The following is a 15,724-nucleotide window of genomic DNA, read 5'->3' as shown; positions in this document are numbered from 1 at the left end:
GTAAATTCAAAGGGTGTAACGGAGGCAAGCAGCGCATGAATGAGCTATGGAGAGAAAATAAAATTTCGACAATAAATAGTAAACACACTTGCAATTGCTGCGCTTCCATTACAGGACTGCAGCCATTGTCTCTGTGGGATAATCCGGAAGATACTCATTACTATTGTGATCAGCATATTAAAATAGCACAACAATTCCATGCGGTAAGAAAAGTTGCTTTTCTGGAATTCTATTCGATTGAAGAATATAGAAACAGCCTTCCAGAGCCTTTGGTCCAATTGTATAACGAATGGAGCGGCAATTTTCATCATGTTGAACAGGCGAAAGTGAACCAAGACGTTACACCATTGGAACAACGCATTGATCGATTTGAAGAAAAATGGCAAATCATAAAAGCCGGGAAGAGACTTCAAAGAATGCAAGCAGAACAAGAGAGAGAAGCTCTACAAAAAGAAAAATCGAAACCATTTTTTCAAAAGCTGTTAAAAAAGAAACATGACTAAGCTTCATCATATCTTCATTACCTTAAGGAGCATTCACAATCGCTGATCCAGACAACTGGAATCCGCCTCAAAAGTTCACCTAAGCGGATGGCGCCAACCCCAGGCGGCATCCGCTTAAATCTATAACTACATCATACAAAATATCCAAAGGCAGTTCTTCCTTCTTAGCCGCTCAGCATTCCTTTTTCTCATTTTTTACATTTATGTAACATTTTCGAAAAATATATTACTCGAAACAATCCCTTTCCGCATAGGATAGACCGTTGCAACAACAAGCGAAGGGGAGAAAAAGACAATGAAAAAATGGTTGATGCTTTTGACTTTAAGCTTTCTTGTGTTTTTTAGCATGGATATGTCCGCCGGTGCTGTATCAGGAAGCCAGTTCATTATCATTAACAAATCCAACAATCAGCTGGCTTACTATGAAAACAGTCAATTAAAAAAAGTATTTGCAGTCGCAACCGGCAAAAAACAATCATACACGCCGGAAGGAAAATTCAAAATCGTCAACAAGCTCGTCAACAGGCCCTATTACAAAGGGAAAATTCCTGGTGGTGATCCGCGCAATCCGCTCGGCAATCGCTGGCTCGGACTGAATGCAAGAGGTACTTGGGGTACCACATATGCCATTCACGGGAACAATAATCCAAGTTCCATCGGCAAATATGTAAGCAACGGTTGTATTCGGATGTACGACGAGGAAGTAGCATGGGTATTTAATCAAGTCAAAGTCGGGACACCTGTTATCATCACGACTTCCGGCAAATCGTTTGACGCCATCGCTATGGCTAATGGCTATAAAGTCACCGCCAGCAACATTACGCCTATACCTTCCAAACCAGCTTTCGGAAACGGGAAATTACTGATGAAAGGAAGCCGGGGGAGCGATGTAAAAGAGCTCCAGCTTCTGCTTACATCAAAAGGGTATGATACAAAAGGCATTGACGGCTTTTTTGGACCAAACACCGAAACGGCTGTTCAACAATTCCAAAAAGCCCGTAACTTAAAAGTAGATGGAGTAGCAGGCCCTGTTACCATGAAGGCACTGGGAATGAAATAACGGGATACATTGAAAAGGATAGATAAAAAAGGGAATTTCCCCTCTTTTATCTATCCTTTTCTTTCTAAACATCTTTCAGCTTCCAGATTTAAAGCCTTTATCTCAATAGCTCCATTTTTTGGTATAAAGCTGGGCACTTAAGCTCGTTTCCCTCAGATAAATCTAGTGATCATTTTCAATAAAAGTTACTCCCCTATTTCCTTTAAGCATTCAACCAGGGAATTTACGTTCCTCTCTTTCGGTACATAATCCACCGTTATACCTGCATCTTGTGCAGCCAGAGACGTTTTGCTTCCCATGCAAACAACCTTTATGTCCTCTATTAACTTATAAGCGTCTAAGCCGCAAGCTTTCAATCCTTCCATGAATGGCTTGACGGATGCACTGCTTGGAAAAATCAGTGTATCCAAATGGGCTTCCTCGAGCATTCTCAAAAAGACCGGCATAAATTGTCCATCTATTTGCTTTTCACCGGTCATCATTATATCGTACGCCTCACCATCGCCTTTATGCTGTAAATGGTGATTTTCTCCAACCAAAAGAAGGCTTCCCGGGTGTCCCATTTCATCTGCCCACTTCGCTAAGAGACCTCGCTCATTTAACACTTTCATCGATTTTTTTGAATGAACAAAGAAATCCGCTCGAATTCGGCGAAGGTCAATTCCATGGTTGAAAAGAATCGTAAAGAAGTCCATGGCGCTTTCCGGTGAAGCAAATAGAATGCTGTCGTAAGTATGAATATTTTCAATGATTTTCTTATCGATGTTAACCGCAGTCTTTTTCCATTTCGGAAATTCAATCACATCTGCACCGAGCCTCGTTAATTGCTCGGCCACCTTGCTTTCCGTTGTACTTGTACGCGCAAGCAAAATTTGCCTTCCAAAGAGCGGCTTTTTCTCAAACCAGCTGATTTGATCCCGAACGGAAACTACCTCTCCCACCAATGTGATGGCAGGGTTTGAAAATTGGATAGCTGCAACCTTTTCGACAATCGTTGCCAATGTGCCTTCTACTGTTTTTTGCCGTCCGTATGTTCCCCATTGAATAAGAATGACCGGTGTATCCGGCGCCTTTCCGTGCTTCATCAGATTTTCGCAAATATACGGAAGGTTGGACACCCCCATATAAAAAGCAATCGTATCTATACTATCCGCGAGCCCTTTCCATTTAAGTGAAGGCTTTCCGTCTTCTGATTTGTCATGAGCCGTAACAACAGCAAAAGATGTCCCGTACTCTCTATGTGTTACAGGGATACCGGCATATGTGGAAGCCGCAATGCCTGATGTAATGCCCGGCACGATTTCAAACGGGATATTATGTTCCGCAAGCGCGGCCGCTTCTTCCCCCCCCCTGCCGAAAACACCCGGATCACCGCCTTTTAAGCGTACCACTCTTTTTCCTTCCTTTGCTTTTGCCACTAGTAATTCGTTGATTCCCTCCTGCCTTAACGTATGACGATCCGGAAGTTTGCCGCAATAGATTAGTTCGCAATCAGCTGGTGCAAACTCCAGTAGTTTCGGGTTTGCAAGCCGATCATATAATATGACTTGCGCCTGTTGGATTGCTTCTTTTCCCTTTACAGTGATAAGCCGTACATCTCCCGGTCCCGCTCCGACCAAATAAACTGTTCCTTTCTCCATCATATCGTCATCCTTCCAATCGTATAGCATTTATTTGTTTCTGGGTTGTATGAAAATCCAGCAGTAATTTTTGATTCATTTAAGTCCATCAATAATAGTTGAAATCCATTTCGTCCTTTAACTGAGTTTATCTCTAAAAATGAAAAGAGGGAAGAGGGAAGAACTAAATCCTGTCATTCCGTGCAAAAATATAAATCCACATAAAGACCTTTTTCGTCCATTCAAGATGAGGAATCCCAAAATCCTAAAAGAGAGCCTGGACTAAGTTCATGTTAAAAACTTAAGTTGGATTTATAAAATAAAAAAACCATTAAAAAGCCTACAAAAAAGAGAGCTGACATTCAATTTTAATGTCAGCTCTCCTTCTTTCTCGCACTAATCTAAGATCACTACTTTAACTGCTCTTCTTCCCCATGATAACGCTTTTGCCTTTGTTGGCATTAATACATCAATCTTATGTCCCTTAATGGCACCGCCCGTATCCCCGGCAACGGCTATGCCATATCCTTCTACCCAAACTTTCTTTCCTAGCGGGATAACAGACGGATCCACCGCAATCAATTTCAAATCGGGATTATTTTTAATATTGTATCCCAACGCCGTCATATACCCATTTCCATCCGTCTCTTCATAACTGTATGCCGTCGCAATAACATACATCTCCTTGCCTTTGACGGTTCCTTCGGAAGCATTTTGTGAGGAGACAGGTTTATTGGCTGCCGTTGCTTTCGCCTGTTGGGCTAAACGAGCTTCCCTGGCCGCTTTCTCCCTTTCTGCCCGTTCCCTGGCCGCTTTTGCAGCCCGTGCTCTTGCTTCTTCTTGTTCTTTTTTAATCTTCTCTTGGACCGCTTTTAGCTGTGATTCCATACTGGCTTTTTCCTTTTCTGCCAACGCCATTTGTTGAACAACTTGGCTGTACCTTTCTTGCATGGCAGCCAAGGTTTGCTGCCTCTTTTGCAAGTTTTGGTCAAGCTCCGCTTGCTGCCCTGCGAGAACTCTTTCTTCTTTTTCTAGAATTTGTTCTTGCCGATCAATTTCTTTTTTATCTTCTTCGATTTGAAGAAGATCTTCCTGCTGTGCTCCTAAAATATCCTTATCGGCATTTATAAGCGTCGTCACAGCACTCGCACGCCGAATGAAATCAGCTAAACTATCAGATTCCAACACCATGCTGATCATGAGATTCGTATTATCATTATGTTGCAAAGCGACGAGCCGCTCCTTCATAATCCCTTTTCGAGCAAGAATTTTATCCTCCAGCATCACAATTTCTTCTTTTTTTTGCTCGATGAGACGATTCGTTACCTCAATGTTCTTCTGTGTTTTTTCCAGTGCTTCTTTATTTTTGGAAATGAAGGTATGTAAAGATTCCAACTCTTTTTGAATGTTTTTTATCTCTTGATGAACAGACTGTTTTTCTTTTGCTTTTTGTTCTACTAATTTTTCTTTTTGCTCAAGCTTCTGTTCGACATTATGCAGCGTTTCTTTGCTTGTTTGTGCCTGGACCGAGATTGTCCCCGAGATACCTAACACGCCTGTAAGTATCATGAGAATCATACGCCTAATTACTTGCATACGCTTCCCCCTTTCTCTATACATATAGTTATACCATGAAATATGTACCAACCATGTTACAAAAAGATTAAAAGTGTTTCAAAATACGACAAGTATACCTATCTAGCAGTGTCAATATGGTTAAAGAACAACCACATTGACACTGCTAGACTTCAGAGAGAATTCAAGATGTCTAGATAATCGGTTAATAGTATAATTGATCCTTATTTTCAACACTCCTTTATTATCGGAAGCTGTAATATGAGAATGAAGAAAAAGGAAGCACATAAAAAGAGACTGACTCAACAAGCACAGCCTTAGAGTCAGCCTCTGAAAGGGTCCGTCATGGAATCCGTGCCGGGTCCTTTCTGTTTAATTTATTTGATCCTTACAGGTCAAACCCTTTTATCCCTCAGTAGAAAACTGATTTAAGATCCCTATCTCTCCATAGAATGGATAGGTTCCACTTCTTCACTCGCCTTTACCATCAATTCATATTGACGCAGTCTCAGTTCAAAGATGGTTAACGGATCGTAATAAGTTTCAGGATTGGCTTTCATTTCGCTTAACATTTCTTCACTCTCTTCAATTTCCTGGCGAGCTGCCGATACCATCTCATTTAAAACCATAAACGGATTTTTAAAGAACAGATTGATATCGACCGTTAATGCCTTTTCAAACAAATCGAATTGCAAGAAAAACTTATTGATGACCGACGTTGTGACGTCTTCATAGCTTTCGTTCTCTAAATATTTTTTATATTGGTTATGAAGCAACTGTTTATTTTGAGGAAGAGCCCCCAAGAGCTTCCCGGCACTTTTCAATAAAAACTGTGCCGGCTTGAATCGAAGCAGAATATTCTCTTCTTCGATTTCGATTCTGCTTGTCATTCGGTTAGCATCTCTAAGCCAATCGTCCAACACTTTCAAATCGCATTCCAATATCATTTTCTTTTCTTCATAGATTCCATTAAACGTTTCGCTCATTTCTTCCAAATAGGTTTGAGCTTGAGTGAGTTCCTCATTGGATTGCTGGAGCCACCCTTGAATGGAACTGCAGAATTTAGGAACGATCTCTTCTTGTAAATACTGTTGAAGTCTTTCATTCATTTTTTTATTTAATTCAAGATGAAGATTTCTCACGTCGCTGTCCTCATTAACAAGATTCGAACAATTGTGCAGCAGCTTCGGAATATTCTCTGTCAGCTCCTTTTTCATCTCTTCTTTGATTGTATGATAAGACTTCGTAATCACCCGCGTTTTTTCCGCTTCTAAATCTCTAAGGTTATTAATAAAACCATTTAACCTCACTAGCATATCTTCATTCCGTTTAATCGACTCTACTAATCCATTTTCCACTTCTACTCTCTTTTTCAAAAGCTTTGTTAATGTTTCTCTTATGAAAAATAGAAGCTTGGCCGTACGCTCTTTCTCTAAGTTTATACCGCTGAGCTTAAAACTCGATTGCATGAACTGCCCAAGATCGTTCAGCTGCTGACGGATAGCATATATAGAGGAATAAGGTAGAATATTGGCATTCGGGAAATACGCATTTATTCTGGTCTTTATATCATCTACAAGTCTCATCGCATCTACATCATTATGCACTACATCCATTTTATTCAATAGAAAATGGATTGGGGTGTCCGGCACATGCTCTTGCAGTTGAAATAAAGCGTCACGCTCCTTATCAGTAAACGGTTCGTTTGCATCAAGCACGAATAATAAACCGTCCGCTAAAGGTAATTGCTTGAATGCTTCAGTTCGTTGAATGCTTTCTTTACTGAATCCAGGAGTATCAATAAACGAACACTTATTTTCATTTAAAAATCTGCATGGGAGCTTTAATTCGGCAAACGCTTCTTTTACTTTTGATCGACGACTGGTTGCGGCTATATCGACTAACTCCGCAAAATCCTGCACTACTCTTATTTCGGTGTCTGATATTTCATGGATTTGCTCATGGTCATCATGGCGTATCACAACAGCAGATGCTGAGGCCCCTACAATATTTTCTCCAAGGATGGAGTTTATAAAGGAAGATTTTCCGCTTCCCCGTGACCCAGCTATTAAAATATTCTTTCCATTCATATCGGCAAGATAATGAGCCCACCACCTGAATCGGTTCCCTACTTCCAGGTCATGAGCCTGAGCCCATTTCATAATGGAGTCACAAAGATCAAGACCATACTCTAGTCCCTGAATGTTACTATTAGTGTTGAAAATAAGGTTTTCAGCCTCTTTTACTACTGATGCATCCAGTGTAGCTGGAAAGATTTCACTCCACGCAAATACTGCAGCAGAGACAAATAATGCTTGAGATGAATCCGTTGCTCTTAACCAATTAGTTAAAAGAGCGGGAATTACACCGTGCAGTTCTTCAAGTAAATGTTGCCCCTCCATTAATTCACAATAAGTTTTCTCATAAAGAGCGGAAATTTCCGGCCAAACATGGCGCGTTTCCAATTCCACATTTAGTAAAATGCCATTAACCATCTTTATCCATGAAAGATACAGTTCTTGATGTTTATAGGTATGCCAAAGCGAGGAAATGACTCTTTCAAAATAGGATTCATCAACCTTATAAAACGTAAATAGCAATTGATTAAAATAGTCTGGTGTGAAATTTTTCGTGTATCCCTGATCAATATATGTATTGAGAACATCAAACCAGTTGAGCGATTCAGTTCGGATCGATTCATTAACGGCAAGTTCAACTGCACTATTCCAATCTTCTTGTTCTTCATAAAAGGCGCGGGCCAAGGTTGTCACATTCCGATAATCGGGATGGAAGGACACAGCTCGTTTGATTACTTCATAGGCAAGATCCGTTTTATCCTGTTCAAGATAAAGTGAAAATAATTGTAAAGCCACCTCAGCGGCAAGGGTTTCACTTTCTGTGTTTATGCTTGTATAAATTTCTTCGGCAACCGACAGCAAGCCCATTTCACAATAAGAATCCGCCATATTCTTTCGGGCCCATGATTCTAGCTCGCCATTAATATTCTCCCATTTAAAAATCGCCGCTTCGTAATCTTTATGATGATAATAAACTTCTCCTTGCGCGAAACGAATATAACTCAAATCATAAAGCTCTTTCTTTTGTTCCGCTAAATAAGCTTCTCCCAATATTTGAATGGGATGGTTCGTTTCATTTTCCTGTATAAATGATTCATAAAACGTTTTTTTGATTAATTGATTTTCTAAAGTCATACAAATCCTCCGTCATCTCTATAAAGATTGGATTGATCCTAAAATATCAGTATGTTGTAATCTTTCTTCGTATCATTCTAACAGAAATATTTCTGCAAAAAATTTCATTTTCTTTTCATTTTTTTGGGTGTCTCTCTGCAGCACGTTCTAAAAACATGCAAAATTACCCCATACCCATATTATTCTTTTGAAATGGAATCCTTTTGGGGGTTGCATTAAAATAAAAAACGCCTAAACAGCTTGAACTGCTTCTGCGTTCAACTGTTTAGGCGTCTTCACCTATGCATATCCACTTGGATCTTATTATAACATTTGGCTTTCAGAAAAGATAGTTTTTTAAGTGTGCAAACTTGAATATTTCCTTTAATCTATAGAATCGATTTAGAAAATCCGGCATGGTCCTCACTTCAATTTCTGAGCGAATAATGGACGAACTTCATGTCATAAAATGTATGAAATGAACTTCGAGGGGGAATAAGAATGGACAAAATCAAATTGCCTGCGGATGTAGCAAAAGCACTGGAACAGCTCATGGAAGAGTATGGTAAGGGATGGTCAAAAAACTATCCGGCGATAGGAAAAGCGGTGAAAAAAAACAAACCATACACAACCATTGTTAATTTCGTCAAAGCAAAAGAAGAAAATTATGAATTGCTTCAAGAAGCGACGTTCAATGGTTTTGAACATGATGCCACACCTAAAGAGCAGCTGAGAGAATATTATAATTCCCTAGAAGATAATGACGTACATAAAAACATCGTCAAGGACGTGCTGACTATTTTACGTACGACAGTGAAAGGGATTAATGACTCAATGTAGGAAATCAGTTCGTTCCGTACAACACAGAGTGGAGGAATCCGTGCAGAACCGATATAACTGACTGCTGTGTTTCAGTGGAATTAAGTGTGTTAGAAAATCTGACAAAAAAGTTGTACATCTACTTAAATCTAGATAATCTATAGATAGGTTCTTGTTGCAAGGTTGAAAATCCAACTCCATCTACTTTTCGACTCAGGAAGGCGCTCACTTTAACAGTGAGCGCCTTCTTGTCAGGAGGACACTTTTTTTTCGTACTTCGCTATTAAAACAATGTCAGCAGTTCTGCCAATATTGTAGTAAAATCTCTCGCTTAACGTTAACATATAGGTGTAGGCGATAGTATAGTTTCATGATCGAAATTCCCAACGAAAAGAAGACGCACCTCATTACGGGCGTCTTCTTTTCACTGCAATTTATACAATTCGTATTGAGAAGAACGAGGTGAGGCACCATAATCAGAACGCGGCTCATATTTACTTGAGATACGGATAACCCCTACACCTTCTGCTACATAAATATAACTCTCTGTGTATCCTTCCCAGTAACCGGAAAATTCTTTTTTAATCTCTATTACGTTGTTAAACGTGCCTGCAGGAGTTTTTATAGTCTTGGTTACAGAAGTAACCTTATACGAGGTGTCTGGCATTTCCGGATCCTGATAGAACGCGCCCCAGGTTTGATTAATTTTAAGAGGTAACTGAATAAACATAGACGCACTGCCAGGGGTGGGTATATGTTCTAGGTTCGATCTATAATGTGATTGAGCCATGTACTTTCCATTTTCCGAATAGTAAGTCCGAGTATACGGGTCTGTCACCAAACTCCATCGGTCCCATCCATACTGATAATCAACACCATCGTATTTCCATACTCTCTCGGACTCCTTAGTACCATTCGTACGATATGTGTATTTTTTCTTAGTATTCGGCTTTAGGCCACCTATAATGACTCTATTAGCTGGATTCTTAATTTGTTTTAACGTTTCTGTTGCCAAAACAGTATAACTAGTTGCAGCTTTTTGTACGTAAGTGTCTCCACCCAGTCCGTAATGGGACCTGGTAATCCCGTAAACCCCTAATTCTTGTCCTTTTTTCAAGGTACTAATAATATTGAGTTTCCCTTTACTGTCTTTCTGATATTTTGGAGTATCCCGAAGAACAGTAACTTTCCCTATCATTCCATCTTTATATTCAACAGCGCCCCACATTTGTTTGGATACAGCTAAAGTATTTAAGGAACTTGAAAATATAAAGACACATGATAAAAATAAAACAAACATCAGTTTAAACATCTTACTAAACATGGAATCTATCCCCTTTTCTAAAATTACAACATTTGAATAGTATTACAGATTTTGGTTAATGTAAATATATTAAAAGTACGTAAAATAAACGGAAGCTCCCGCCCTACCTGCTGAACCAGAAATTAAATCTAATGCAGGGGCAGCTAGAGCGTTTAGAGCGATCAATCGAACGTCTTGAACGTAAACGGGGATTGTTTTGATAAGTAAATCCCTCCGACCAAATGATATAATGATTGTATTCAAAACGGGGAGGATTACAGATGTTCAAAAAATGCTTAACTGCTATTCTAGCAACTACATTTTTATCAAGTGTTCTAAATTCAACGTCGACTACTGCAGCAACACCAACTTTCTCTGATGTTCCTGCAGACCACCAATTCGCAGAAGCAATCAACGCTTTAGCAGCCGTTGGCACTTTTATCGGTCAAGATGGGAAATTTGACATCTACGGTGAAGTAACTCGTCGTCAAGCAGTATTAGTATTCTCTCGCTTAATGGATGGCGAAGGTAAAATGGAGCCAGTATTCTCTGATGTTCCTGTAACTGACGAAGAATTAACAAAAGCTGCTTACGAAGTAAACTCGGCTGGCGTTATGACAGGTGCTAACGGGAAATTAATGCCTTACGCAAAATTAACTCGTCAACAACTGGCGAAAATCCTCGTTAAGCACTTCGATTTCAAACGTGTCGAAGGCTCTACAGTTGAAATCGACGACTTAGACAAAGCTCATGAGAGCCAACGCGAATATATCCAACTCTTAGCTGAAAACGGCATTACTGTAGTTGCTGATGGAAACTTCCGCCCAACTGAAACAGTAACACGCGGCCAATTCGCTGCATTTCTATATCGACCACAGCAGCATGCACTCTCCGACAAACCAATGTAATAGTAATCTATTTGAATTGCCGCTATGTCGGTTTTATTTTGCTGAGGACGAGGCACATATGCTTCGTCTTTTTCTTGTTAAACAAACGTTTATTTACTTTACTCGACAATGCATTTAATAAATATTTACAGTTCCTTAACAAACCGAATTTATAATTATCGAAGACAGGAGAGGTACCGATTGATTTAATTCCCTTCCCCTTTTTATAAAAAACATTTTTTTCGATAAAAATGTTCAAATCCCTTTTATTTTTCGATAAAAATCCGAACAATAAACGTTTACATATAATAAAAGTTCGTTTATAATCAAATTTGTGTTTAAATAAGTTATTTAACATCATTCGTATATTCTTAGAAATATGGTCTAAGAGTTTCTACTAGGAGCCTAAAAATCCTAACTACGAATGGGTGGAATTACTCTGCCCATTTATAGTTAGGATTTTTTTGTTACTTTAAGGTTTTGACGAACATTACTATTAAAATTATCCTTTTAGGAGTGTATATCATGGAAAATGTATTTGATTATGAAGATATTCAGTTAATTCCTGCTAAATGTGTGGTTAACAGCCGTTCTGAGTGTGATACCACTGTGACACTAGGAGGTCGTCAATTTAGACTTCCTGTTGTGCCAGCCAATATGCAAACAATCATTGATGAAAAGATAGCCCTTTATCTTGCTGAACATAATTATTTTTATATTATGCATCGCTTCGAACCAGAAAGACGGCGGTCATTTGTAGAGGATATGCAGGCAAAAGGTTTCTACGCTTCAATTAGTGTTGGAGTGAAAGAAGAAGAATATCAATTCATTGAAGATCTTGCAAAGGCAGAGCTTAGCCCTGAATTCATAACGATCGACATTGCACATGGTCATTCAAATGCTGTCATTAATATGATTCAGCATATAAAAAAATACCTACCCGAGAGCTTTGTCATTGCTGGTAATGTTGGTACTCCTCAAGCTGTGCGAGAACTTGAGAATGCCGGTGCTGATGCAACAAAAGTTGGGATTGGTCCTGGTAAAGTATGTATCACAAAAATTAAAACAGGATTCGGGACTGGAGGCTGGCAGTTGGCAGCACTTCGTTGGTGTGCAAAGGCAGCAAGTAAACCGATTATTGCCGATGGTGGAATACGAACACACGGTGATATAGCCAAATCAATCCGTTTCGGTGCATCGATGGTCATGATTGGCTCCCTTTTTGCCGGGCATGAAGAATCACCAGGAGAAACCATCGAAAAAGATGGAAAGTTTTTTAAAGAATATTTTGGCTCTGCTTCTGAATATCAAAAAGGTGAAAAGAAGAACGTAGAAGGTAAGAAAATGTACGTTGAGCATAAAGGTTCCTTACAGGATACGTTAACTGAAATGGAACAAGATCTTCAATCTTCTATTTCATATGCTGGCGGAACCACTTTAGACTCCATTCGTCACGTAGATTATGTTATTGTTAAAAACTCTATTTTTAATGGCGATAAAGTATATTAATTATTTCTGCTCTGGTTATCATTCCGTTGAACCTCCAAAACAAAACTGAACCGCCGTTAACATCTTTGTAGACTTTTCTTAATACAATTCTTTTAGAGGTGATGAAAAGTGGCAAGAGTAAAATATACCGACAATGACATTGCTTTAATGGCAAGGATGATGAGGGCAGAAGCGGAGGGTGAAGGGCGACTAGGGATGCTTATGGTTGGTAATGTAATTGTAAATCGACTAAAAGCTAATTGTTTAGATTTTAAAGATTTAAGATCAGTACCACAAGTGATTTTTCAAGTGCAAGGTGGAAATTATTCTTTTGAAGCAGTACAAAAAGGTAATGTTTTTTATAACCGAGCAAGAAGTGTAGAAAAAAGATTAGCCAAACAAACCTTAGACTATTGGAGAGAACATCCTTCCAAGTATGCTCTTTGGTATTTTAATCCGTATGCTCCATGTCCACCTACATGGTACGATCAACCAATTGCAGGACAATATAAACAACATTGTTATTATGAACCAAAGGCTAATACATGCGAAGGCGCTTATAGATGGTAAAACTCCAAAAAGGACTTCCTATTTAAAGGAAGTCCTTTTTTTAACATCTAATGGATAACGGTTCAAATCCAATAAAGTTTGCGTTCTCTTTTGTTAAGTCATGATGGTCTTTATCATAAACTTTCGTACCATGCCAATTTGTGCTACTATACTAACTCCAGTTCATTTATCAAACTAATACAATGCTTATTATGTGTTTCAAAAAAACATTCGATAATTGGACCTGATGTTTTTTTACTACACTAACGTTAGCAAAAAAGCTAACGTTTTTTATAATGCAACATTATTTTTTTTGAAATATTTTGACATCTTTTGTAGAAAGGGTATTCATTTTGCTTCATCTTGCTCATAATATCTTTATCTCTATCTCTATTATTGTCTTACCATACGGACTAGAGAATGAAAAATTGTTATAAGGAGAGAAGGTACAATGTCAACGGTAGTCAAGGTAGTAGATCAAACAGAAGACTTACCACAGTGTATTGTAAAAAAAAGAAAAGAATTGATTGATCTAGGTAGAAATTATGGGCTTTTAGATGAAAAAACAATCAAGTGTAGTCAAGAGCTTGACGAACTTATAAATTTGCATATGAAATCTCATTTTGGTCCAACTAACATGTTTTTAGATAATAAAGCCGGTTTACTTAAAATCAAATATTCATATGGTTATGATAAATTTAGTGATTTCAAATATGAGGAAAAAGCTGTTGCACTTGCAAGAAGTCATATTCGTTTCTTTTTTGCTCAATTGATTACTAATTTAGGCTTAGCAACCCTTGGAACTCGGACTACTTTAGCTCTAATGAGTACTGGAACGGCTGTAGGTTTTGATGGTCTTCAGGTTTATCGTAACTTTAATGATGAAAAGTAATCTATGAAAGATTTTTACTATATCCTTGATACCCTTATTTGCGTTTATTATTCCAAACTCTTGATTAATGGTAGATGTAGACTGAGGAAAATAATACGTCAAAAAAATAAAAAATTATGTTTGATAGCTTTATAAAAAGGGTAAATATAAGTATGCTGTAAAAGCTGTGGATGCGTTGTTTGAAACCATCTCTAATACACTCGCTAAGGAAGAAAAAATCCAGTTGGTCCGATTTGAAACGTTTGAAGTGCGTGAACGTGCAGCCCGAACAGGCCGTAACCCACAAACAGGCGAGGAAATGCAAACCCCTGCTACTAAAGCTCCTGCTTTTAAACCAGGTAAAGAACTAAAAGAAGCTGTCAAATAAGTAAGCAACAAAAAGTGCTAAGGAAGCCTCTCTGTTTCCTTAGCACTTTTTATTTCGAAGTTATTAATTGTCACGTTGGAACACCTTTAAATTCCCCTAAATTCTACCACCGCTAAATTAAGACTTTATAATTGAAATTTCTTGAATAGTGATGTAAGTTAATTTTGCTTGCTACAAATGACTCGACATGTAATTAGCATGATCATAGGAAGGAGCAAATAGATGACAAATCGTTCAACGATTCGATTCCTTATTTTTCTTTTCATTTATTCGGCCCTTACAATGTTCATCGGGTGGAATGGATGGGTTTGGCTTCATTTCGAGTTTGGATACGAGGGTTTTTGGTTATATGCTTTATCAGTTGCACTTTTATCGTATTCTTATATGATTGGTCGTTCCCTAACATTATTCGGCCTTTTTAGATGGTTAGGCTCCTATTGGTTTGGGGTTCTGCAGTTTTCTATAGTTATTCTACCCCTAGCTGATATTATTGCTTTAATTATGCTCGCAAGCGGTGTTTCTACATCTACTGCCATTACCTGGGTTGGTTTTTCTACTTTGGTCTTGTTTGTCTTATTTATTGCTTTCGGCACTTTTAACGCTTATAGCCCTACCGTACGAACCTACTCAATCGTGATTCCAAAGAATGCGAACCATCTCTCTAACTTGCGAATTGCGATGGCCTCGGATATGCATTTCGGAAACTTATCTGGCTTGTCTCATCTTCGGCGCATGGTCCAGAAAATCAATGAGTTAACCCCCGACATTATCCTATTTCCCGGCGATCTGGTTGACGATGATCCAGCACCGTTTATCCGTAAGAAAATGGGAGATATCATGAAACAATTAAGTGCTCCATTAGGTGTTTATGGTGTACTTGGTAATCATGATTATTACGGAGGATCTGTCCCCGAATTAATTAAGGAAATGGAGCGGATTGGTGTAAGAATATTACGTGACGAATCATTGAGGGTCGACAATTCTTTTTATCTTGTAGGACGCCACGATAAATCACAAAGAAATCGACATCCCTTAGAAGCTTTATTGACATCCGTTGACTTAAACCTACCGATTATTGTTATGGACCACCAGCCAACGGAATTAAAAGAAGCTGAGAAGCATGGAGTCGATTTAATTTTATCTGGCCATACCCATCGAGGACAAATGGTTCCGAACCATCTCCTCACCCGTCGATTATTTGAATTAGATTGGGGCTATCTTCAGAAAAACAAGCTTCATGCAATTGTATCTTCAGGATTTGGGTTTTGGGGCCCACCCCTTCGTATTGGAAGCCGTTCTGAGATTGTTCAAATTGATATAACTTTTTCTTAAGCAGAGAACCTTATTTCTTTGACCTATCCTCACTTATTACGAGTGTCTTCATATCTTACGGTGCTTAATAGGGAAGGATTCGTCCACTTTTTTACATCGTATATTTGAATGGCATTATGCCCACAATGATCTAGTTAAA

General features: G+C 38.7%; 12 protein-coding genes, 2 pseudogenes and 1 riboswitch. Of the genes and pseudogenes, 9 read left to right on the top strand and 5 right to left on the bottom strand.

The window, feature by feature from the left end; genetic code table 11:
• Positions 1-35: 35 nt before the first annotated feature.
• Together BK575_RS02515 and BK575_RS02510 are read left to right on the top strand one after the other, a co-directional pair.
• Positions 36-503, top strand: a complete 468-nt coding sequence (locus tag BK575_RS02515; RefSeq protein ID WP_078408756.1) for a hypothetical protein — start codon at positions 36-38, stop codon at positions 501-503.
• Between the two features lie 295 nt (positions 504-798).
• Complete coding sequence (locus BK575_RS02510; protein WP_078408755.1) at positions 799-1,563, top strand: L,D-transpeptidase family protein; 765 nt, start codon at positions 799-801, stop codon at positions 1,561-1,563.
• A gap of 185 nt (positions 1,564-1,748) precedes the next feature.
• Here the strand turns inward: BK575_RS02510 and cobA are convergent, their stop codons facing one another.
• From cobA to BK575_RS02495, 3 genes are all read right to left on the bottom strand, one after another.
• Positions 1,749-3,206, bottom strand: coding sequence for a uroporphyrinogen-III C-methyltransferase (cobA, locus tag BK575_RS02505; RefSeq protein ID WP_235867288.1), 1,458 nt, complete (start codon positions 3,204-3,206; stop codon positions 1,749-1,751).
• A gap of 372 nt (positions 3,207-3,578) precedes the next feature.
• A complete protein-coding gene (locus BK575_RS02500; RefSeq protein ID WP_078408753.1) occupies positions 3,579-4,778 on the bottom strand; it encodes a 3D domain-containing protein in 1,200 nt (399 codons plus the stop codon).
• Positions 4,779-5,194: 416 nt separating this feature from the next.
• Positions 5,195-7,969: a dynamin family protein gene (locus BK575_RS02495; RefSeq protein ID WP_078408752.1), complete on the bottom strand. Its 2,775-nt coding sequence runs from the start codon at positions 7,967-7,969 to the stop codon at positions 5,195-5,197.
• Between the two features lie 480 nt (positions 7,970-8,449).
• Here BK575_RS02495 and BK575_RS02490 point away from each other — a divergent pair, with 480 nt between their 5' ends.
• Positions 8,450-8,788: a hypothetical protein gene (locus BK575_RS02490; protein WP_078408751.1), complete on the top strand. Its 339-nt coding sequence runs from the start codon at positions 8,450-8,452 to the stop codon at positions 8,786-8,788.
• A gap of 403 nt (positions 8,789-9,191) precedes the next feature.
• On the opposite strand, the gene BK575_RS02485 is transcribed toward BK575_RS02490, so the two are convergent.
• Entirely contained in the window at positions 9,192-10,091 is a 900-nt protein-coding gene (locus tag BK575_RS02485; protein WP_078408750.1) for a hypothetical protein, read from the bottom strand.
• Positions 10,092-10,351: 260 nt separating this feature from the next.
• On the opposite strand from BK575_RS02485, the gene BK575_RS02480 reads away from it, so the two are divergent.
• The 3 genes from BK575_RS02480 (at position 10,352) to BK575_RS02470 (ending at position 13,015) form a co-directional block, all read left to right on the top strand.
• Positions 10,352-10,978 (top strand): S-layer homology domain-containing protein, encoded by a 627-nt coding sequence (locus tag BK575_RS02480; protein WP_078408749.1) that lies wholly within the window; start codon positions 10,352-10,354, stop codon positions 10,976-10,978.
• 320 nt (positions 10,979-11,298) lie between these two features.
• Positions 11,299-11,398: riboswitch (purine riboswitch) on the top strand.
• A gap of 84 nt (positions 11,399-11,482) precedes the next feature.
• Entirely contained in the window at positions 11,483-12,466 is a 984-nt protein-coding gene (guaC, locus tag BK575_RS02475) for a GMP reductase (RefSeq protein ID WP_078408748.1), read from the top strand.
• Between the two features lie 108 nt (positions 12,467-12,574).
• On the top strand, positions 12,575-13,015 hold the full coding sequence (locus tag BK575_RS02470) for a cell wall hydrolase (protein WP_078408747.1): 441 nt from the start codon (positions 12,575-12,577) through the stop codon (positions 13,013-13,015).
• Positions 13,016-13,082: 67 nt separating this feature from the next.
• On the opposite strand, the pseudogene BK575_RS27915 reads toward BK575_RS02470, so the two are convergent.
• A pseudogene (locus tag BK575_RS27915) lies at positions 13,083-13,157 on the bottom strand (DUF4822 domain-containing protein); the annotation flags it as partial.
• Positions 13,158-13,445: 288 nt separating this feature from the next.
• Here BK575_RS27915 and BK575_RS02465 point away from each other — a divergent pair.
• From BK575_RS02465 to BK575_RS02455, 3 genes and pseudogenes are all read left to right on the top strand, one after another.
• Entirely contained in the window at positions 13,446-13,886 is a 441-nt protein-coding gene (locus BK575_RS02465) for an aspartyl-phosphate phosphatase Spo0E family protein (protein ID WP_078408746.1), read from the top strand.
• A 181-nt stretch (positions 13,887-14,067) separates the two neighbouring features.
• Positions 14,068-14,253, top strand: a pseudogene (locus tag BK575_RS02460) (HU family DNA-binding protein); the annotation flags it as partial.
• Positions 14,254-14,475: 222 nt separating this feature from the next.
• Positions 14,476-15,585 carry a metallophosphoesterase gene (locus BK575_RS02455; protein ID WP_078408744.1) on the top strand — a complete coding sequence of 370 codons (1,110 nt, stop codon included), beginning with the start codon at positions 14,476-14,478 and terminating at the stop codon, positions 15,583-15,585.
• Positions 15,586-15,724: the final 139 nt, after the last annotated feature.

This window comes from Priestia abyssalis (assembly GCF_002019595.1).
Classification (GTDB): Bacteria; Bacillota; Bacilli; order Bacillales; family Bacillaceae_H; genus Bacillus_BA; species Bacillus_BA abyssalis.
Note: the sequence above shows the minus strand (reverse complement) of the source record. Positions and strands in the feature narration are given on the sequence as shown.

Excerpts from the sequence above, each read along its gene's own strand:
- BK575_RS02500 (WP_078408753.1), bottom strand. The coding sequence starts at position 4,778 with ATGCAAGTAATTAGGCGTATGATTCTCATGATACTTACAGGCGTGTTA.
- BK575_RS02515 (WP_078408756.1), top strand. The coding sequence starts at position 36 with ATGAATGAGCTATGGAGAGAAAATAAAATTTCGACAATAAATAGTAAA.
- guaC (WP_078408748.1), top strand. The coding sequence starts at position 11,483 with ATGGAAAATGTATTTGATTATGAAGATATTCAGTTAATTCCTGCTAAA.
- BK575_RS02495 (WP_078408752.1), bottom strand. The coding sequence starts at position 7,969 with ATGACTTTAGAAAATCAATTAATCAAAAAAACGTTTTATGAATCATTT.
- BK575_RS02480 (WP_078408749.1), top strand. The coding sequence starts at position 10,352 with ATGTTCAAAAAATGCTTAACTGCTATTCTAGCAACTACATTTTTATCA.
- BK575_RS02510 (WP_078408755.1), top strand. The coding sequence starts at position 799 with ATGAAAAAATGGTTGATGCTTTTGACTTTAAGCTTTCTTGTGTTTTTT.
- BK575_RS02490 (WP_078408751.1), top strand. The coding sequence starts at position 8,450 with ATGGACAAAATCAAATTGCCTGCGGATGTAGCAAAAGCACTGGAACAG.
- BK575_RS02465 (WP_078408746.1), top strand. The coding sequence starts at position 13,446 with ATGTCAACGGTAGTCAAGGTAGTAGATCAAACAGAAGACTTACCACAG.
- cobA (WP_235867288.1), bottom strand. The coding sequence starts at position 3,206 with ATGATGGAGAAAGGAACAGTTTATTTGGTCGGAGCGGGACCGGGAGAT.
- BK575_RS02485 (WP_078408750.1), bottom strand. The coding sequence starts at position 10,091 with ATGTTTAGTAAGATGTTTAAACTGATGTTTGTTTTATTTTTATCATGT.
- BK575_RS02455 (WP_078408744.1), top strand. The coding sequence starts at position 14,476 with ATGACAAATCGTTCAACGATTCGATTCCTTATTTTTCTTTTCATTTAT.